Source organism: Curtobacterium sp. MCBA15_007, from assembly GCF_001864905.1.
Taxonomy (GTDB): domain Bacteria; phylum Actinomycetota; class Actinomycetes; order Actinomycetales; family Microbacteriaceae; genus Curtobacterium; species Curtobacterium poinsettiae.
The window spans coordinates 1-18,548 of record NZ_MJGM01000008.1 but is presented as its reverse complement, the minus strand read 5'-3'; the positions used below and the strand labels follow the sequence as shown (position 1 = coordinate 18,548).

Annotated in this window: 17 protein-coding genes; 15 read left to right on the top strand and 2 right to left on the bottom strand. The window is 69.9% G+C overall.

The window, feature by feature from the left end:
* The first annotated feature begins 769 nt into the window (after positions 1–769).
* From BIU95_RS18150 to pdxT, 6 genes are all read left to right on the top strand, one after another.
* Complete coding sequence (locus tag BIU95_RS18150; RefSeq protein WP_139179663.1) at positions 770–1,003, top strand: hypothetical protein; 234 nt, start codon at positions 770–772, stop codon at positions 1,001–1,003.
* A 238-nt stretch (positions 1,004–1,241) separates the two neighbouring features.
* The gene (locus tag BIU95_RS04970) at positions 1,242–1,784 is read left to right on the top strand and encodes an adenine phosphoribosyltransferase (protein WP_017887364.1); all 543 of its coding nucleotides are present in this window, start codon (positions 1,242–1,244) and stop codon (positions 1,782–1,784) included.
* Positions 1,785–1,986: 202 nt separating this feature from the next.
* A complete protein-coding gene (thrS, locus tag BIU95_RS04965) occupies positions 1,987–3,900 on the top strand; it encodes a threonine--tRNA ligase (RefSeq protein ID WP_071250866.1) in 1,914 nt (637 codons plus the stop codon).
* Positions 3,900–4,586, top strand: a complete 687-nt coding sequence (locus BIU95_RS04960; RefSeq protein ID WP_254783271.1) for an HIT domain-containing protein — start codon at positions 3,900–3,902, stop codon at positions 4,584–4,586. Before thrS ends, BIU95_RS04960 begins: the two co-directional genes overlap by 1 nt.
* 13 nt (positions 4,587–4,599) lie before the next feature.
* Positions 4,600–5,520: a pyridoxal 5'-phosphate synthase lyase subunit PdxS gene (gene pdxS, locus BIU95_RS04955; protein WP_071250723.1), complete on the top strand. Its 921-nt coding sequence runs from the start codon at positions 4,600–4,602 to the stop codon at positions 5,518–5,520.
* Positions 5,510–6,121, top strand: coding sequence for a pyridoxal 5'-phosphate synthase glutaminase subunit PdxT (pdxT, locus tag BIU95_RS04950; RefSeq protein WP_017887360.1), 612 nt, complete (start codon positions 5,510–5,512; stop codon positions 6,119–6,121). The genes pdxS and pdxT overlap by 11 nt, the downstream gene beginning before the upstream one ends.
* Before the next feature lie 80 nt (positions 6,122–6,201).
* On the opposite strand, the gene BIU95_RS04945 is transcribed toward pdxT, so the two are convergent.
* A complete protein-coding gene (locus BIU95_RS04945; protein WP_071250721.1) occupies positions 6,202–7,659 on the bottom strand; it encodes a tetratricopeptide repeat protein in 1,458 nt (485 codons plus the stop codon).
* Complete coding sequence (locus BIU95_RS04940; RefSeq protein WP_071250719.1) at positions 7,659–8,975, bottom strand: AAA family ATPase; 1,317 nt, start codon at positions 8,973–8,975, stop codon at positions 7,659–7,661. Before BIU95_RS04940 ends, BIU95_RS04945 begins: the two co-directional genes overlap by 1 nt.
* A 166-nt stretch (positions 8,976–9,141) precedes the next feature.
* Between BIU95_RS04940 and BIU95_RS04935 the strand changes: the two genes are divergently transcribed.
* The 9 genes from BIU95_RS04935 (at position 9,142) to BIU95_RS04895 (ending at position 18,281) form a co-directional block, all read left to right on the top strand.
* Positions 9,142–9,909 carry a YebC/PmpR family DNA-binding transcriptional regulator gene (locus BIU95_RS04935; RefSeq protein WP_017887357.1) on the top strand — a complete coding sequence of 256 codons (768 nt, stop codon included), beginning with the start codon at positions 9,142–9,144 and terminating at the stop codon, positions 9,907–9,909.
* A gap of 2 nt (positions 9,910–9,911) precedes the next feature.
* Positions 9,912–10,559, top strand: coding sequence for a crossover junction endodeoxyribonuclease RuvC (gene ruvC / locus BIU95_RS04930; protein WP_017887356.1), 648 nt, complete (start codon positions 9,912–9,914; stop codon positions 10,557–10,559).
* Positions 10,556–11,176: a Holliday junction branch migration protein RuvA gene (gene ruvA, locus BIU95_RS04925; protein ID WP_017887355.1), complete on the top strand. Its 621-nt coding sequence runs from the start codon at positions 10,556–10,558 to the stop codon at positions 11,174–11,176. The genes ruvC and ruvA overlap by 4 nt, the downstream gene beginning before the upstream one ends.
* Complete coding sequence (gene ruvB / locus BIU95_RS04920) at positions 11,173–12,216, top strand: Holliday junction branch migration DNA helicase RuvB (protein ID WP_017887354.1); 1,044 nt, start codon at positions 11,173–11,175, stop codon at positions 12,214–12,216. The genes ruvA and ruvB overlap by 4 nt, the downstream gene beginning before the upstream one ends.
* 90 nt (positions 12,217–12,306) lie before the next feature.
* A complete protein-coding gene (gene yajC / locus BIU95_RS04915; RefSeq protein WP_071250717.1) occupies positions 12,307–12,693 on the top strand; it encodes a preprotein translocase subunit YajC in 387 nt (128 codons plus the stop codon).
* 91 nt (positions 12,694–12,784) lie between these two features.
* On the top strand, positions 12,785–14,536 hold the full coding sequence (secD, locus tag BIU95_RS04910) for a protein translocase subunit SecD (RefSeq protein WP_017887352.1): 1,752 nt from the start codon (positions 12,785–12,787) through the stop codon (positions 14,534–14,536).
* On the top strand, positions 14,536–15,540 hold the full coding sequence (gene secF / locus BIU95_RS04905) for a protein translocase subunit SecF (protein WP_056068655.1): 1,005 nt from the start codon (positions 14,536–14,538) through the stop codon (positions 15,538–15,540). Before secD ends, secF begins: the two co-directional genes overlap by 1 nt.
* Positions 15,540–15,887, top strand: coding sequence for a rhodanese-like domain-containing protein (locus BIU95_RS04900; protein WP_017887350.1), 348 nt, complete (start codon positions 15,540–15,542; stop codon positions 15,885–15,887). The genes secF and BIU95_RS04900 overlap by 1 nt, the downstream gene beginning before the upstream one ends.
* A gap of 69 nt (positions 15,888–15,956) precedes the next feature.
* Positions 15,957–18,281 carry a bifunctional (p)ppGpp synthetase/guanosine-3',5'-bis(diphosphate) 3'-pyrophosphohydrolase gene (locus tag BIU95_RS04895; RefSeq protein WP_228500332.1) on the top strand — a complete coding sequence of 775 codons (2,325 nt, stop codon included), beginning with the start codon at positions 15,957–15,959 and terminating at the stop codon, positions 18,279–18,281.
* Positions 18,282–18,548: the final 267 nt, after the last annotated feature.

Below are 18,548 nucleotides of genomic sequence, written 5' to 3'. Positions count from 1 at the left end.
GTACCGGGCCTCCGGCGTGCACCGTGCGTGCTCCGTGCGTGCTCCGTCACCCGGTGCGAGGTTGCCCGCACCGTGCAGGCCTGCGATCCCGCACCGAGCACGCAGGCTGCCACCGGTCCGCCGAAAGCGCACGGTGCAGCCGGCAGGCCCGGCGCCGATGCACGACGGGAACTCTGCACGCAGCCGGCGAGTCGCCACGAGAACACGAACCTCGCACCGTGATCGGCCTGTTCGGGAATGCAATTCCAGACGTTTTCCGAAAAAGGGGTTGCGCTCCGATTTGCGGTGCCGATAGTGTTCACTCGTCGCGAACGGTCGAACATTCGACCCGGACCACTCCACCAGCTCGAGACCGAAAGGGGGCCGACCATGATGATCGCAACGACCACTCCGTTCCGCGGAATCCGTGGACGCGTCGGTTCCCCGTCCCGCGTCCGCTGACCCGGAGCGTCCCGCTCTCCTGACATCTGTGCCTCAGGGCACCCTGCACTGAGCCGCTCTGGCTCGTGCAGCACCGGTTCGTTCGTCCACCGAACGGCTCGACGGCACGTCGATGCGTCCCGTCCGATCTGTACGGACGACGCCGGAAGAATGTCGGTGGGCAGTGCGACGCTCTCGGTGTCGACGCGCATTCCGCGATCGTTGTCCGAACATTTCCGGACCATCCCGGAGTGCATTCCCACGCATTCAATTCTCACTGCCCGCGATCCGGGCGGTTTCGTCATGCCCGACATCCGGGCAGCTCTGCCATGCCCTGAAGGGGATCACCGTGTCCACGAAGACCACCACCCGTCCACCCGATACCCGCGCGGTGCGCGGCCGGGTCTCACTCGCCGACCGCATCGCACTCCGCGTCGGGATGTCGCTCATCATCTGGAGCCGACGCACCCGCAAGGAGCGGCCCGAGATCGACCTCGCCACGCTGGCCCGCCTCGAGCGGGAACGCCGACAGCGCGAGACCGACTGGATCACCCAGGGCGCCGCGATGCGGATGTGGCGCTGACCGCAGGCGCTGTCGCCAGCACTGTCGTCGGCGTCACGCACGCACGGTGCGTCCTCCCGGAGCCCGTGCGGCCTGAACGGCTCGGTGCGAGGAAACAACCTCGCACCGAGCCACCTTCGGTGAACCGTCCGACGGAACCCGCACCGTGCAGCGCACGGTGGGGCCCACACGAGGCGACCAGCCTCGCACCATGCGCCGACGTGTCGGACGCACCCCGGGCCTCCCGTACCGTTGGCGGGTGACCGAAACCGCAGCTGCACTCGTCGAACGCCTCACCGCCCTCGTGCCGGACTTCCCGAAGCCGGGGGTGCTGTTCCGCGACGTGACGCCGGTGTTCTCGGACGCCGTCGCCTTCGGTCGCGTGTGCGAAGCACTCGCGGCACCGTTCGCGGTCGGGGCCGGCTTCGACGCCGTCGCCGGCATCGAGGCCCGTGGCTTCGCACTGGCCGGGGGCATCGCCGCCCAGCACCAGGTCGGTGTGCTCACGGTGCGCAAGGCGGGCAAGCTCCCCGGCGAGGTCCTGAGCGAGCAGTACGCGCTCGAGTACGGCGAGGCCGAACTCGAACTGCGACCGGGTCAGCTGCCCGCCGGCACGCGGGTGCTCGTCGTCGACGACGTCCTGGCCACCGGGGGGACCGGAGCCGCGACCATCACGCTGCTCGAGCGCGCCGGCTACCAGGCGATCGGCTTCGCAGCGCTGCTCGAGCTCGACGGCCTGAACGGACGCGAGCGCCTCGAGCCGCGGCTGCCCGTCGCGACGCTCGGCGCCGTCCCAGCCTGAGCGCCGACGGCCGAGCAGCGCCCGCGGCCGTCCGCACGCGAGCACGTCTCGCACTAGTCTTGACGCACCATTTCGATCGAGGAGTCCCATCATCGTGACCGAGTCAGTCGCACCCGCGCCCGCCGAGCTTCCCCAGGCACCCGAGCCCCGGACCGCGACGACGACCACGACCGGCACCGAGCTCTTCGACGGTGCGCGCGGCATCGTCGCCATCCGCGTCGACGGCGTCCTGAAGGACCTCGCGGCGGACGTGCAGGCCGGTGAGACCGCTGAGCCCGTCACCCTGCAGGAGCAGGACGGGCTCGACATCCTCCGCCACTCGGCCGCCCACGTGCTGGCGCAGGCCGTGCAGCAGATCAACCCGGACGCCAAGCTCGGCATCGGTCCGCCCGTCACCGACGGCTTCTACTACGACTTCGACGTCGCCGAGCCGTTCACCCCCGAAGACCTCAAGGCGATCGAGAAGGGCATGGACCGCATCGTCAAGCAGGCCCAGCGCTTCCGTCGCGTCGTCGTCACCGACGAGCAGGCACGCGAGCTGATGGCGGGGGAGCCGTACAAGCAGGAGCTCATCGGCCTCAAGGGCGCAGCGAGCGACGGCGACTCCGGCGAGAGCGTCGAGGTCGGTGCCGGCGAGCTGACGGTGTACGAGAACGTCGACCCGAAGTCGGGCGAGGTGCTGTGGCAGGACCTCTGCCGCGGCCCGCACGTCCCGCACACCCGTTGGATCGGCAACGCCGCGAAGCTCATGCGCGTCGCCGCTGCCTACTGGCGCGGCTCCGAGAAGAACCCGCAGCTGCAGCGCATCTACGGCACCGCCTGGCCCGACAAGGACCAGCTCAAGGCGTACCTGGTGCGCCTCGAAGAAGCCGCCAAGCGTGACCACCGCAAGCTCGGCGCCGAACTCGATCTGTTCTCGTTCCCCGACGAGATCGGTTCCGGCCTGGCGATCTTCCACCCGAAGGGCGGCATCATCCGCCGCGAGATGGAGGACTACTCGCGCCGTCGGCACGAGGAGAACGGCTACTCGTTCGTCTACACGCCCCACATCACCAAGGGCGACCTGTTCGAGACCTCCGGGCACCTCGGCTGGTACAAGGACGGCATGTTCCCGGCCATGCACATGGACGAGGCACGCGACGAGGACGGCAACGTCACCCGCCAGGGCGCCGACTACTACCTCAAGCCGATGAACTGCCCGATGCACATCCTGGCGTACCGGTCGCAGCCCCGCTCCTACCGCGACCTGCCGCTCCGGATGTTCGAGTTCGGCACGGTGTACCGCAACGAGAAGTCCGGCGTCATCCACGGCCTCACCCGCGTGCGCGGCCTGACCCAGGACGACGCGCACATCTTCACCACGCAGGAGAAGATGAAGGAGGAGCTGACCACGACCCTCGCGTTCGTGCTCTCGCTCCTGCGCGACTACGGCCTCGACGACTTCTACCTCGAGCTCTCCACGAAGGACCCGGAGAAGTACGTCGGTGACGACGAGGTCTGGGACGTCGCGACGGAGACCCTGCGCCAGGTCGCCGAGGAGTCCGGGCTCGAGCTCGTGCCGGACCCGGCGGGTGCGGCGTTCTACGGCCCGAAGATCTCCGTGCAGGCGCGTGACGCCATCGGTCGCACCTGGCAGATGTCGACCGTGCAGCTGGACTTCAACCTGCCCGAGCGGTTCGGCATCGACTACACCGCCGCCGACGGCTCGCGCCAGCGTCCGGTGATGATCCACCGCGCGCTGTTCGGTTCGATCGAGCGCTTCTTCGGTGTCCTCACCGAGCACTACGCGGGTGCGTTCCCGGCGTGGTTGTCGCCCGTCCAGGTCGTCGGCATCCCGGTCGCGGCCGAGTACGGCGACTACCTCGACGAGGTCATCGCGAAGCTCCGCACGCACGGCGTCCGCGCCGAGGTCGACCACTCGGACGACCGCATGCAGAAGAAGATCCGCACGCACACCAAGGCGAAGGTGCCGTTCCAGCTCATCGCCGGTGGCGACGACCGCGACGCCGGCGCCGTCAGCTTCCGCTTCCGCGACGGTCGCCAGGACAACGCGGTGCCCGTCGACGAGGCCGTGGACCGCATCCTCACCGCGATCCGCGAGCGCTCGCAGGTCTGATGACGGACCAGCGGGACCAGTCGGATCTGCCGGGAGGCCCGGATCGCCTCGCGGGGACCGGTCACGTCGACGACGTGGCCGGCTCCTCGGGCCCGCTCGGGTCCGGTGCCGCGGGTTCCGGGTCCGACGACGATCCGCTCGTCATCCGGGACGCCGCGACCGGCGCGGCCGTCCCTGACGCCTTCCAGCGGCTGTGGAACCCGCACCGGATGGCGTACATCGACGCCGGCCGCGAGGGCCGGGGTCGCGGGCACGACGACGACTGCCCGTTCTGCGAAGCACCACGGAAGTCCGACGAGGACGCCCTGATCGTCGCCCGGGGTGAGCACGCCTACGTGCTGCTCAACCTGTTCCCGTACAACAACGGGCACCTGCTGGTCTGCCCGTACCGGCACGTCCCGCTCTACGACGAGGCGACGCCGGACGAACTGCGCGAGATCGGCGAGCTGACCCAGACCGCGATGCGGGTCCTGCGCGAGGTCTCGCACTGCGACGGCTTCAACATCGGCATGAACCAGGGCGAGGTCGCCGGCGCCGGGGTGGCCGCACACCTGCACCAGCACATCGTTCCGCGGTGGCAGTCCGACGCGAACTTCTTCCCGATCATCGCCCGGACGAAGTCGATGTCGCAGATGCTCGGCGAGACCCGTCGACTCGTCGCCGACGGGTGGCCCGGGGCGCACTAGACTGGTCGGCATCATGAGCGACAGCACCAGCACCTCCGGCACCCCTGGCACCTCGATCACCGGCTCCGACCGCGTCAAGCGCGGCCTGGCCGAGATGCTCAAGGGCGGCGTGATCATGGACGTCGTCGACGCCGAGCAGGCCCGCATCGCGGAAGAAGCCGGTGCGACCGCCGTCATGGCCCTCGAGCGCGTCCCCGCGGACATCCGTGCGCAGGGCGGCGTGGCCCGCATGTCCGACCCCTCGATGATCGAGGAGATCATCGCCGCGGTGTCGATCCCCGTCATGGCGAAGGCCCGCATCGGCCACTTCGTCGAGGCGCAGGTGCTGCAGGAGCTCGGCGTCGACTACATCGACGAGTCCGAGGTGCTGTCCCCGGCCGACTACGTCAACCACATCGACAAGTGGAAGTTCACCACCCCCTTCGTCTGTGGTGCCACCAACCTGGGCGAAGCGCTCCGCCGCATCACCGAGGGCGCAGCCATGATCCGCTCCAAGGGCGAGGCCGGCACGGGTGACGTGTCCGAGGCCACCAAGCACATCCGCACCATCACCAAGGAGATCGCGGCGCTCCGCAACCTGCGCGACGACGAGCTCTACGTCGCCGCCAAGGAGCTCCAGGCCCCGATCGACGTCGTGCAGGAAGTCGCCCGCACCGGCAAGCTCCCCGTCGTCCTGTTCACCGCCGGTGGTGTCGCCACCCCGGCCGACGCCGCGATGATGATGCAGCTCGGCTCCGACGGCGTGTTCGTCGGTTCCGGCATCTTCAAGTCCGGCGACCCGGCGGCCCGTGCCGCTGCGATCGTCAAGGCCACGACCTTCCACGACGACCCGAAGGTCATCGCCGAGGTCTCCCGAGGTCTGGGCGAGGCGATGGTCGGCATCAACGTCGCCGACGTCCCCGCACCGCACCGCCTCGCCGAGCGTGGCTGGTAGTCCGACGAGCGGTGCTCGGCCCCGCGTCGGGGTCCTGGCGCTGCAGGGTGACTTCCGGGAGCACATCGCCTCGCTGACCGAGCTCGGCGCCGACGTGGTGCCACTCCGTCGTCCGGAGGAGATCGAGACCCTCGACGGTGTCGTGATCCCCGGCGGCGAGTCGAGCGTGATGGACAAGCTGTCCCGCGCCTTCGGGGTCGCCGAGCCCCTCGCCGACGCGATCCGTGCCGGGCTTCCCACCTACGGCACCTGCGCCGGAATGATCATGCTGTCGTCGCGGATCACCGACGGCATCAGCGGGCAGCAGACTCTCGACGTGCTCGACACCACGGTGCGGCGCAACGCGTTCGGTGCGCAGAACGACTCGTTCGAGATCGACATCCCGATGCCCGACCTGGGCGAGGCACCGGTGCACGCGGTGTTCATCCGCGCCCCGGTGGTCGAGCAGCGCGGTGACGACGTCCACGTCCTCGGCGCCCTGCCGGACGGCCAGGTCGTCGCAGTGCAGCAGGGCAACGTCATCGCGAGTGCGTTCCACCCCGAGGTCGCTGGCGAGGACCGCTTCCATCGCCGGTTCCTGGACCTGGTCCGCACCGCCTGACCGCGGGGCACGGCGACGTCGGAGCACGGCGACGCCGAGCACCGACCACGGAGCACCGAGCGAAGAACCCTGCCCGTCGGTCAGACGACGCCGAGTGCCGTCGCGACCTGCAGGCCGACGGCGCCCACCGCCCCGGTGGCGAACACGCCCGCGAGCACGGCATCCACCACGGCCCGCGGTCGGCGTCGTCCGTCGTCCGCGCGCAGGAGCTCCGCCGAGTACCGGAACACGAACACCCGCGCGGCGAGCAGGAGCGGTACCGACCAGGCTGCCCAGGTGGCGACGGACGGCGCCGACAGTGCGACGTGGAGCCAGGCGGCGAGGGCAGCCAGGCCCCCGAGGAGCGCTCCGGTCCGGTCGCTGTCGTCTTCTCTGCGGCGTCCCCGTTCGGCGACCGGTCCGGCCCACAGCCCCGATCGCTCCTGCGTCCGCCGCAGGGCGATCGTAATCGCGCTCCGCGCAGCCGACTCGAGCAGGAGGGCGACGGCGAGGACCGCGACGAGCCCGGCGGCAGCGTCGCCGTCCGGTGGCACGATGCCGGTGAGCAGCACCACCGCGACGGCGGTGCCGACGATCCACGTGACTGCCGTCAGCACGAGGACGACCGGGACGAGCGGGATGCGGCGCACGGTCCGGCGGAGGAGGCCGCGGGGGAACGCCACGAACGAGCCCACCTCGACCACCAGCACCCAGAGGGCCCCGACTCCGGTCACGCCCCAGCCGAGCGTCTTCGTCACGACGTTCGCGCCGCCGCCCGCCGCGACGTGGGCGCCGAGGACCGAGGCGAGCAGCAGCCAGGTGACGACCGCCACCGGGATGGACACGAGGTTCCAGACCCCGTGGTCCACGCGGCGGAGGGCCTCCCACGACCTCGGGTGCTGCGCGAGCACCTGCGCCGCGTTGGCGACCCGCCCCGGCGCGGACAGCACCGATCCCGCCGCGAGCATCACCCACTCGTCGTTCGGGTCGAGTTCGAGGGCGCGGTCCAGTGCGGCGGTCGCCCGCGCCCGGTAGGTCTCGTCCGTCCAGGCCAGGGCGCGGTAGCAACCGGCGGCGTCCGCGAGGAGAACGGCGTCGTGCGGGGCCAGTTCGAGTGCCCGGTCGAGGGCGGCCGCGGCCCGCGGCACGTCGGCGAGGGGCCAGATCTGCTCCTCGGTGATGGTGCGCTTGGCCCGGGACCACCGGGTGTACGCGAAGGCCCAGAGCAGGTGCGCCTGCGCCCAGTCGGGGGTGCGTTCGAGCAGGCGGTCGGCGGCGCGCTTGGCCTCGACCCGCTCCTTGGTCTCGAGGAGTGCGTTGATCCGGGTCCACATCGCGCCGGCGTGCTCGGGGTCGATCGCCAGCGCGCGTTCCGCCGCGACCCGGCTGGACGCGTGGTCGTGCCGCGCCCGTTCGGCTCGGGCGAGGGTCGCCCAGAGCCGCACGTCGTCCGGTGCGTCGGCGACCGCCGCCGTGAGCACCGTCCTGGCCTCGTCGGGACGCCCGAACCCGAGCAGGGCGTCCGCGCGTTCGACGACGACGTCGACGGCGTCCACCATCAGAGCTCGCGCTCCTCGCGCAACCACTCGGCCATGTCGTCGTACTCGCCGCTGCTGTTCGAGTACTCGGCCACGTTCCGGGCGGCCTGCACCCAGGGGCCGATGGAGGGCTTGACCTCCTTGAGGGCGTCGCGCAGGTCGGGCATCCGCACCGGTCGCACGGCACCGGACCGGATCGAGTCGGTCATCGCCTTCTCGGCAGCGGTCGTGACGAGGTGCTCGAGGTCGGCGCCGGAGAACCCACGGGTCCGTCGGACGAGGTCCTGGAGGTCGATGCCCTCGATCGGGCGCTTCTGCAGGTGTCCACGGAGGATCGCCTCGCGGGCGTCCTCGTCCGGTGGGCGGACCAGGATCATCCGGTCGAACCGGCCGGGGCGCTTCAGCGCGGCGTCGACGTCCCACGGGTGGTTCGTCGCGGCGAGCACGTAGACGCCGTCGTTCTGCGAGTCGACGCCGTCCATCTCGACGAGGAGCTGGTTCACCACGTTCCGGAACGACGACGACGTGTTGCCGCTGCGCTTCCCGCCGATCGCGTCCATCTCGTCGAAGAACAGCACCGCGGGGGCGTGGCGCCGTGCCTCACGGAAGACGCGGTGCACGTTCTTCTCGCTCTCGCCGATGAACTTGTCGAGCACGTCCGTCAGCGTCACGGACAGGAAGTGCGCACCGAGCTCGCCGGCGATCGCGCGGGCCAGGAACGTCTTGCCGCACCCGGGCGGCCCGTACAGGAGCAGGCCCCCGCGGAGCTGCTTGCCGAACGCGGCCGCGATCTCCGGGTGCGCCATCGGCTGCAGGAAGGACTCGTCGATCCGGCGCTTCACGGCCTCGAGTCCACCGACGTCGGCGAGTCGGACGGTCTCGCGCCGGACCTCGACCACGGGGTCGGCGTCCTCGGGCACGGCCGCGACCGTCTCGCCGTCCTCGGTCACCGCCCGCTCGAGGAACGGCGCTTCGGTCGGGTCGGCGATCGACCGCTCCAGCGCCGACCAGTCGATCCCGTCGCCGTGCGTCGGCGTCGCCGGGGCCGCCGTCGGCTCGCCGCCCCCGTCCTCGCCCCCGCCGTCCTCGCCGCTCCCGTCCTCGCCGGGGCTCTCCGGACCGACAGCTGGTGAGGCCGCGGCGGCGAGGGCGGACGCCCGCACGATCCCGGCGGCCTGCTCGTCGTCCGGTGCCTGCTGCAGCACGGTGCCCGCCTGCTCGATCGCCTCGCCGTGCCGCCCGGCGTCGGCGAGCAGTTCGGCGTACCGCAGGCGCAGCGCGCGGTCCTCGGGCAGCGCGGTGACGGCCGCGGCGAGTGCGGACAACGGATCGGTCATGCGTCCCCCTGGTGGTTCGTTCCCTGCCGGACCATCGTAGGGCGGTGGACGCGACCGCCCACCGGATCCGCGCCGGCATGACGGAGCCGCGCCGTGCCTCCAGGCCGGTGGACGGCCCGTGGGCCGCTAAACTGAGCGGGACTTTCCGCAATACGCAAGGAGAACCGTGTCCGGGCATTCCAAGTGGGCAACGACCAAGCACAAGAAGGCCGTCATCGACCAGCGCCGTGCCAAGTCGTTCGCCAAGCTGATCAAGAACATCGAGGTCGCCGCGAAGATGGGCGGTGCCGACATGTCCGGCAACCCGACCCTGGTCGACGCCGTGCAGAAGGCGAAGAAGACCTCGGTCCCCAACGACAACATCGACCGCGCCGTCAAGCGCGGTGCGGGTCTCACTGGCGAGACCATCGAGTACACGACGATCATGTACGAGGGCTACGGCCCGAACGGCGTCGCGATGCTGATCGAGTGCCTCACGGACAACAAGAACCGTGCGGCGGCCGAGGTCCGGACCGCGATGTCGCGCAACGGCGGCACCATGGCCGACCCGGGCAGCGTCGCCTACAACTTCTCGCGCAAGGGCGTCATCTCGGTCACGAAGACCGACGGCCTGGACGAGGACACCGTGATGACCGCGGTGCTGGACGCCGGTGTCGAGGACGTCATCGACCAGGGCGGTGGCTTCGAGATCATCACCGAGGCGAGCGACCTGGTCGCAGCCCGCACGGCGCTGCAGGACGCCGGGATCGACTACGACTCCGCCGACGCCGAGTTCGTGCCCGGGCTGAAGGTCCCGGTCGACGCCGAGACCGCCCGCAAGGTGTTCCGTCTGATCGACGCGCTCGAGGACTCGGACGACGTGCAGAACGTCTACTCGAACTTCGACATCCCCGCGGACGTCCAGGCCGAGCTCGACGAGGACGAGGGCGAGTAGCCGTGCTCCGTGTGCTCGGGGTGGACCCCGGGCTCACCCGGTGCGGCGTCGGCGTCGTCGAGGTCGCACCGAACCGGCGCGCACGACTCGTCCACGTGACGGTCGTGCGCACCCCGCCGGACATGCCGCTCGAGCAGCGGCTGCTCCGGATCGCCGACGGCATCGCCGCCGAGATCGACGAGCACCACCCCGACGCGGTCGCGGTCGAGCGGGTGTTCGCGCAGGCGAACGTCCGCACGGTGATGGGCACCGCGCAGGCGGCCGGCCTGGCGCTGCACGCCGCGGCGGCCCGCGGCCTGCCCGTCGGGCTGCACACCCCGTCCGAGGTCAAGGCCGCCGTCACCGGCTACGGCAACGCCGACAAGCGGCAGGTCCAGACGATGATCGCGCGCGTGCTCGGACTCGACGAGGCCCCGAAGCCGGCCGACGCCGCCGATGCGCTCGCGTTGGCCGTGTGCCATGCCTGGAGGCTCGGATCACCCGACGCCGCCGGCTCGCGTGCCACGAACCTCACCCCGGCACAGCGTGCCTGGCGGGACGCCCAGGGCGGCACCACCGACTCGCCGCTCGCCCGCGCGGCCGCAGCCGCGGCCCGCCCGCAGCGTGGCAGGTCCGCGTCGTCGGTGGGCGGCCCTAGGCTCGGAGCATGATCGCGAGTCTCCGGGGCACCTGCATCGACATCGCCGGCTCGGCCGTGGTGGTCGAGGTCGGGGGAGTCGGGTACGCCGTCACCGTGACCCCTGCGCACGCACTGACCATGCGCCACGGGTCCGAGGTGTTCGTGCGGACCGCGATGATCGTGCGCGAAGACGAGCACCTGCTCTTCGGCTTCGAGTCGACCGACGCGTTGCAGGTGTTCGACCTGCTCCGCGGGGTGTCCGGCGTCGGCCCGAAGTCCGCGATGGGCGTCCTGGCCCACATGGACCCGGCGCAGATCGCGAACGCCGTCGCGAACGAGGACGACGGCGCGTTCCGCAAGGTCTCCGGCATCGGCCCGAAGACCGCCAAGCTCATCATCGTCGCGCTCTCCGGCAAGCTCGTGGCCTTCGAACAGGCCGCCGTCGTCGCCGCGGCGCGAGGGACCGCAGTGCACCCCGCAGCGGTCGACGTCGTCTCGGCGCTCATCGGCCTCGGCTGGCGTGAAGACGCTGCACAGGCCGCCGTCGACGACGCCGTCGCCAACGAGCCAGGCGCCGCCGCGATGGGCACCCAGGCGCTGCTCCGCGCCGCACTCGGCGCCCTGCGACCCGCGGCAGCCGGCCGATGAGCGGCATCACGTCCGCCGGTGCCGAGTCGCAGGAGGAACTCGCGTTCGAAGGCGCGCTCCGTCCGCGCTCGCTCGACGAGTTCGTCGGGCAGCGCAAGGTCCGCGGGCAACTCGACCTGCTCCTCAAGGCCGCCGGCATGCAGGAGCGCACGCCCGACCACATCCTGATGGCGGGTCCTCCCGGCCTCGGCAAGACCACGCTCGCGATGATCGTCGCGCACGAGACGGGGCGCCCGCTGCGGATGTCGAGCGGCCCGGCGATCCAGCACGCCGGTGACCTGGCGGCCGTGCTCTCGTCGCTCGTCCCCGGCGAGGTCCTGTTCATCGACGAGATCCACCGGATGGCCCGCTCGGCAGAAGAGATGCTCTACCTGGCGATGGAGGACTTCCGCATCGACGTGATGGTGGGCAAGGGCGCGGGTGCCACGAGCATCCCGCTCGACCTCGCGCCCTTCACGCTCGTCGGGGCCACCACCCGGGCCGGCCTGCTGCCGAACCCGCTGCGGGACCGCTTCGGGTTCACCGCCCACCTGGAGTTCTACGAGAAGGACGAGCTCGAACAGGTCCTGATCCGCGCGGCGCACCTGCTCGAGCTCGACATCGACCGGACCGCCCTGCGCGAGATCGCCGGGCGTTCCCGCGGCACCCCGCGCATCGCGAACCGCCTGCTCCGGCGGGTGCGCGACTACGCGCTCGTGCACCGCACCACCGACGGCATGGCGGCGGTCCAGGGCGCCCTCGACCTGTACGACGTCGACGAACTCGGGCTCGACCGGCTCGACCGCGCCGTGGTCGAGACCATGCTGACCCGGTTCGACGGCGGACCGGTCGGTCTGAACACCCTCGCCGTCTCCGTCGGCGAGGAGTCCGAGACGATCGAGTCGGTCGTCGAACCGTTCCTGGTCCGGGTCGGTCTCGTGACCCGCACGCCCCGTGGGCGCATCGCCACACCACGTGCCTGGCGGCACCTCGGCCTCACCCCGGGGCAGGCCGACGGCGGGCAGCCGGGGCTCTTCGACGACCCGGACACCGACGACTGAACGCCGATCAGTCGAGTGACATGCCACGGACACCGGCGTGCCCTAGACTGCTACGGCCCGAAACCGAGCAACCAGAGAAGGCAACGCATCATGGGTCAAGAAGTCATCCTCATCGTCATCGTCGTGGCGTTCGCAGCCTTCATGTTCTACAACAGCCGCAAGCGCAAGAAGCAGCAGGCCGAGCTCGTGGACAAGATGGTCCCCGGCGCCAAGGTCATGCTGTCCTTCGGCCTGTACGGCACGCTCCTCTCCGTGAACGAGGAGAAGGTCACCGCTGACGTCGAGATCGCACCGGGGACCGTCGTCACCGTGCACCGTCAGACCCTGTCGCGCGTCGTCGACGACAACGCTTCCGACGTCGAGACCACCACGACCACCGAGGACGAGCCGAAGCCCGTGGCCGAGCTGAACGGTGAGCCGGTCTACGGCGAGCGTGCCGACGAGACCGACGCCACGAAGCGCAAGTCCGACGACTGACGCCCTCGGCCGCCGGGTCGTCTGATCCGGCGGCTTCCTCTTGCCGTCGCACGGTGTGCCGACGGTCCTGAACAGAAAGACGAGACGACCGGTGGCACGATCGACACCCGTCAAGAAGGCGCTGCGCTCGCTCACCTGGTTGGTGATCCTGATGGCGATCCTCGCCGGCCTGAACACCGCCGCGTCGATCCTCGCCGGCTCTTCGAAGGACGACACCGACAAGTGGTACCAGGGCGCGAGCTGGGTACCCGAGCTGGCTCTGGACCTGCAGGGCGGCACGCAGCTGACCCTCGCGGCGCAGAACACCGAGGGCGACTCCGTCACCTCGCAGCAGCTGCAGCAGGCGGTGAACATCATCCGCCAGCGCATCGACGCCACCGGTGTCTCCGAGTCGGAGATCAACACGCAGGGCGCGAACAACATCGTCGTCTCGATCCCGGGTCGCCCCGACAAGGCCACCATCGACCGCATCGAGGCCGCGGCCAAGCTGACGTTCCGGCCCGTCCTGTACACCGAGGCTGCGACCAACTCCGCTGTCGGTGACGACGGCAAGGGCACCGCATCGCCGACGCCGTACTCGCCGCCCGCCTCGCTCGCGGCGACGCCCAGCGCGAAGCCCACGAACGCGAGCGACCTGAACTGGGTCACGCCGAAGCTGCAGGACCTGTACACCAACTACAACTGCGCAGCACCGGGCGACGTCACCACCGCGCCCGACGACGAGCCCCTGGTCACCTGCGACCAGGACGGCGCCGGCAAGTACATCCTCGGCCCGGTCGAGGTGTCCGGCGCCGACATCAGCAACGCCACCTCGGGGCTCGCCACCGACTCGCAGGGCACGTCGACCGGCCAGTGGGCCGTCAACCTGACCTTCAACGGCGAGGGCTCGAAGGACTTCCGCACGGTCACCAACCGTCTCGTCTCGCTCCAGCAGCCGCAGAACCAGTTCGCGATCGTGCTCGACGGTTCGGTCATCACCGCACCGACGACGAACTCCGCGATCACGAACGGCAAGGCGCAGATCAGCGGCAACTTCACCGCCGAGTCTGCCAAGACCCTCGCCGACCAGCTCAAGTACGGTGCGCTGCCGATCAACTTCCAGGTGCAGTCGAACGAGAACATCTCGGCGACACTCGGTACCGCGCAGCTCATCGGTGGCCTCGTCGCCGGTCTGATCGGTCTGATCCTCGTGATCATCTACTCCGTGATCCAGTACCGCGCCCTGGCGTTCGTCACCGTGCTGTCGCTCGGGATCGCCGCCGTGATCACGTACCTCGTGATCGCGATCATGTCGTGGCGCGTCGACTACCGTCTGTCGTTGGCAGGTGTGGCGGGCCTGATCGTCGCGATCGGCATCACGGCGGACTCGTTCATCGTCTACTTCGAGCGCATCCGTGACGAACTCCGTGACGGCCGTGCCCTCGAGAGCGCGGTCGAGTCCGGCTGGAAGCGCGCGCTGCGCACGATCCTGGCGTCCGACGCGGTGAACTTCCTCGCCGCCGTCACCCTGTACGTGCTCGCGGTCGCCGACGTGAAGGGCTTCGCGTTCACGCTGCTGCTCACGACCCTCATCGACATCGTGGTAGTCGCACTCTTCACCCACCCGATGATGCAGCTCATCGCCCGGACCCGGTTCTTCGGGGACGGCCACCGGTTCAGCGGGCTCGACCCGGCAGCACTCGGTGCCGTCTACCGGGGGCGTGCGCAGTTCCGCGCACCCGTCGTGGACGGCAAGCGCCAGCGCAGTGCCGGTGAGGCGCAGCGCCGACAGACGATCGCGGAGCGGAAGGCCCAGCAGGCCTCCGGCGACAACGGCTCGACGCCGGACGGGAAGGACGACTGATGGCCAGCTTCAGCCAGTTCGGCAGCGACCTCTACACGGGGAAGCGGTCGTACGACATCATCGGGCGCCGGAAGACCTGGTACCTCATCGCCCTGGCGATGATCGTGATCTCGCTCGTCACGCCGTGGCTGCGTGGCGGGTACCAGCTCGGCATCGAGTTCACCGGCGGCTCGGAGTTCACGATCTCCGACGTCAAGTCGCTCGACCAGAGCATCGCGACCGACACGGTCGAGAGCGTCGTCGCCGACACCATCCCTCGTGTCTCGCAGCTCGGCACGCACGGCATCCGCGTGCAGACCGGGCAGCTCACCGACGCCCAGACGACCGATGTGCAGGACGCCCTGGCCAAGGCCTACGACGTCCCGGAGCGCCAGGTCGCCGCGACCTTCATCGGCGCGACGTGGGGTGCCGACGTCCTCGCGCAGGCCATCCGTGGTCTGGTGATCTTCCTGGCCCTCGCCGCGGTCTTCATGACGCTGTACTTCCGCACCTGGAAGATGTCACTCTCCGCGATGGCGGCGCTGCTGCACGACCTGCTCATCACGGCGGGCGTGTACGGCATCGTCGGGCTCGAGGTGACGCCCGCGGCGGTGATCGGCTTCCTGACGATCCTCGGGTACTCGCTCTACGACACCGTGGTGGTCTTCGACAAGGTGCGCGAGAACACCGCGCAGGAGTCGATCCGCACCTTCAAGCAGTCGGTCAACCTCGCGGTCAACCAGACGCTCGTCCGATCGATCAACACCTCGGTCGTGGCACTGCTGCCGGTGGCGGCGATCCTCTTCATCGGATCGTACGTGCTCGGCGCCGGCACCCTGCGTGACATCTCGCTCGCACTGTTCATCGGCATCATCGTCGGCACCTACTCGACGATCTTCATCGCGTCGCCGATGTACGCGCAGCTGCGCGAGAACGAACCGAAGATCAAGGAGTCCGACGCCAAGAAGACCGCGGCGGCCGAGAAGCGCCGGCGCGAGGTCGACGCGGCAGAGGCGAGCGTCTGATGCCCATCGAGATCCAGCAGATCGACGTCGCCGAGGCCCAGCGCCGCATCGATGCCGGGGCCCGGCTCTACGACGTGCGTGAGCAAGGGGAGTGGGACGAGGTCCACGCTCCGCAGGCCACGCTCGTGCCGATGTCCGAGTTCGTGGACCGCTGGCAGGAGATCGACGGCGGCGACCAGCCGGCCATCATCGTCTGCCACTCCGGCGGCCGGTCCTCGCGCATCGTCGCGGCGCTCGAGCAGTCGGGTGTCCCTGCCGTCAACCTGTCCGGCGGCATGCTCGCCTGGGAGCAGGCGGGGGCACCGGTGGAGCGCGACGCCCAGGGCGAACCGCGTCACGGGCACTGACCGGGGACGCGTAGTCTTGTCGGATCGAGCTCGGATCGAGCTCTCGGACCGAGTCCTGGGAGGCGCATCATGACGGACACCCGCGAAGAGCCGTCCGCGCCGAGCCGCCCGGGCTCCGCCCCGCAGCCGTCGAGCCCGATCGGTCCGAACACCACCGGCAACCTCGGTTCCCTCCGCTCGTTGCTGCCGCGCCTGTTCTCGCGTGCGCAGCCGGCCGGTGCGGTGGACACCCTGATCCGCACGGTCCGCTCGCACCACCCCAAGGCCGACGTGACCCTCATCGAGCGCGCCTACTCGGTCGCCGAGCGCGCGCACGACGGGCAGAAGCGCAAGTCCGGTGAGCCGTACATCACGCACCCCGTCGCGGTCGCGCAGATCCTGGCCGACCTCGGCATCGGGACGATCACCATCGCTGCAGCACTCCTGCACGACACCGTCGAGGACACCGACTACCAGCTCGACCAGCTGCGGGTGGACTTCGGCGACGAGATCGCGATGCTCGTCGACGGCGTCACCAAGCTCGACAAGGTCAAGTACGGCGACAGCGCACAGGCCGAGACCGTCCGCAAGATGGTCATCGCGATGTCGAAGGACATCCGAGTCCTCGTCATCAAGCTCGCCGACCGCCTGCACAACGCCCGCACCTGGGGCTTCGTCGAGTCCGCGTCTGCCACGCGCAAGGCGAAGGAGACGCTCGAGATCTACGCGCCCCTCGCACACCGGCTCGGCATCCAGATGATCAAGCTCGAGCTCGAGGACCTGTCGTTCGCGGTCCTGCACCCGAAGCTCTACGTCGAGATCGACAGCCTGGTCAAGGAACGCCAACCGAAGCGCGAGCAGTTCGTCCAGAACGTCATCGGCACCCTCAAGAAGGACCTGAAGGCCGCCAAGGTCCGCGGTGACGTGATGGGTCGGCCGAAGCAGTACTACTCGATCTACCAGAAGATGATCGTGCGGGGTCGTGAGTTCGACGAGATCTACGACCTCGTCGGCATCCGCGTCCTCGTGCCCACCGTCCGCGACTGTTACGCCATGCTCGGCTCGGTGCACGCGCGGTGGACCCCGCTGCCCGGTCGCTTCAAGGACTACATCGCGACCCCCAAGTTCAACCTGTACCAGTCGCTGCACACCACGGTGCTCGGACCACAGGGCCGTGCGGTCGAGATCCAGATCCGCACGCACGAGATGCACCAGCGTGCCGAGTTCGGTGTCGCCGCCCACTGGAAGTACAAGCAGCGCGCTGCCGGCCGTGACGCCGGCACCTCGTCCACGACGGACGACCAGGACATGGCGTGGCTCGCCCACATCACCGACTGGCAGGCAGAGACCAGCGATCCGGGCGAGTTCCTCGATTCGCTCCGGTACGAGATCGGCGCCAAGGAGACGTACGTCTTCACGCCGCAGGGCAAGGTCATCGGTCTGCCCGCCGGAGCCACCCCGGTCGACTTCGCCTACGCCGTCCACACCGAGATCGGCCACCGCACGATGGGTGCGAAGGTCAACGGTCGCCTGGTCCCGCTCGAGAGCCAGCTCTCCAGCGGTGACGTGGTCGAGATCTTCACGTCGAAGAACCCCGACTCCGGCCCCTCGCAGGACTGGCTGCAGTTCGTCCGCAGCCCCCGCGCGCGCAACAAGATCAAGCAGTGGTTCACCAAGGAGCGCCGCGAAGAGGCGATCGAGCAGGGCCGCGACGCCATCGCGCGTGCGATGCGCAAGCAGAACCTGCCGCTCCAGCGCATCATGAGCCAGGACAGCATCGCCGAGGTCGCCTCGTCGATGCGCTACGAGGACGTCTCCGCGCTGTACGCCGCCATCGGCGAGGGCCACGTCTCGACCCAGTCGGTGATCGAGAAGGTCCTCGGGAACGTCCAGACCGAGACCGAGGCCGACGAACCCGAACTCGCGTTCCCCCGCCAGGTCACCAGTCGCCAGCTGCGCACCAGCGACAGCGGCGTGCTGGTCCGCGGGGCGCCCGACATCCTCGTCAAGCTCGCGAAGTGCTGCACCCCGGTGCCGGGCGACCAGATCGTGGGCTTCATCACCCGTGGCCAGGGCGTCTCCGTGCACCAGTCGTCGTGCACCAACGTGAAGTCGCTCATGAATGAGCCCGACCGGATGATCGAGGTCGAGTGGGCCCCGTCGTCGAAGTCGGTGTTCCTGGTGCAGATCCAGATCGAGGCGCTCGATCGGTCTGGCCTGCTCAGCGACGTCACCCGAGTGCTGACGGATCACCACGTGAACATACTGTCCGCGACGGTGTCGACCTCGTCCGACCGCCTGGCGCTCAGCCGGTTCGTGTTCGAGATGGGGGACACCATCCACCTCGACCGTGTGCTCAACGCGGTGCGTCGCATCGACGCCGTCTACGACGTCTACCGCGTCAGCGCCGGCTAGTACCGGAGCAGGGCCCAGCGCCTCCCGGTCCGTTTCTCGGTCGGTCACGACTCGTCGATTGCGGCCCTGCCGACCGACAGATCGTGACCACTCGGCGGACGTGAGCGGGGGTGCCCTGACCGGCCGCACGCGCCGGACCGGGAGGCCCGCGGCGGCACCGACCATCGCCTCCCGTCCGCGGACCGGTCACGACTCGTCGCGCGGGCACCGTCGACCGGTCACGACTCGTCGACTGCGGCCCCGCCAACCGACAGTCCTTGACCACTC

Coding starts and splice junctions, on each gene's coding strand:
- secF (WP_056068655.1), top strand. CDS start 14,536: ATGGCCAGCTTCAGCCAGTTCGGCAGCGACCTCTACACGGGGAAGCGG.
- ruvB (WP_017887354.1), top strand. CDS start 11,173: ATGAGCGGCATCACGTCCGCCGGTGCCGAGTCGCAGGAGGAACTCGCG.
- BIU95_RS04900 (WP_017887350.1), top strand. CDS start 15,540: ATGCCCATCGAGATCCAGCAGATCGACGTCGCCGAGGCCCAGCGCCGC.
- BIU95_RS04945 (WP_071250721.1), bottom strand. CDS start 7,659: ATGGTGGACGCCGTCGACGTCGTCGTCGAACGCGCGGACGCCCTGCTC.
- BIU95_RS04960 (WP_254783271.1), top strand. CDS start 3,900: ATGACGGACCAGCGGGACCAGTCGGATCTGCCGGGAGGCCCGGATCGC.
- BIU95_RS04895 (WP_228500332.1), top strand. CDS start 15,957: ATGACGGACACCCGCGAAGAGCCGTCCGCGCCGAGCCGCCCGGGCTCC.
- BIU95_RS04940 (WP_071250719.1), bottom strand. CDS start 8,975: ATGACCGATCCGTTGTCCGCACTCGCCGCGGCCGTCACCGCGCTGCCC.
- ruvA (WP_017887355.1), top strand. CDS start 10,556: ATGATCGCGAGTCTCCGGGGCACCTGCATCGACATCGCCGGCTCGGCC.
- pdxS (WP_071250723.1), top strand. CDS start 4,600: ATGAGCGACAGCACCAGCACCTCCGGCACCCCTGGCACCTCGATCACC.
- yajC (WP_071250717.1), top strand. CDS start 12,307: ATGGGTCAAGAAGTCATCCTCATCGTCATCGTCGTGGCGTTCGCAGCC.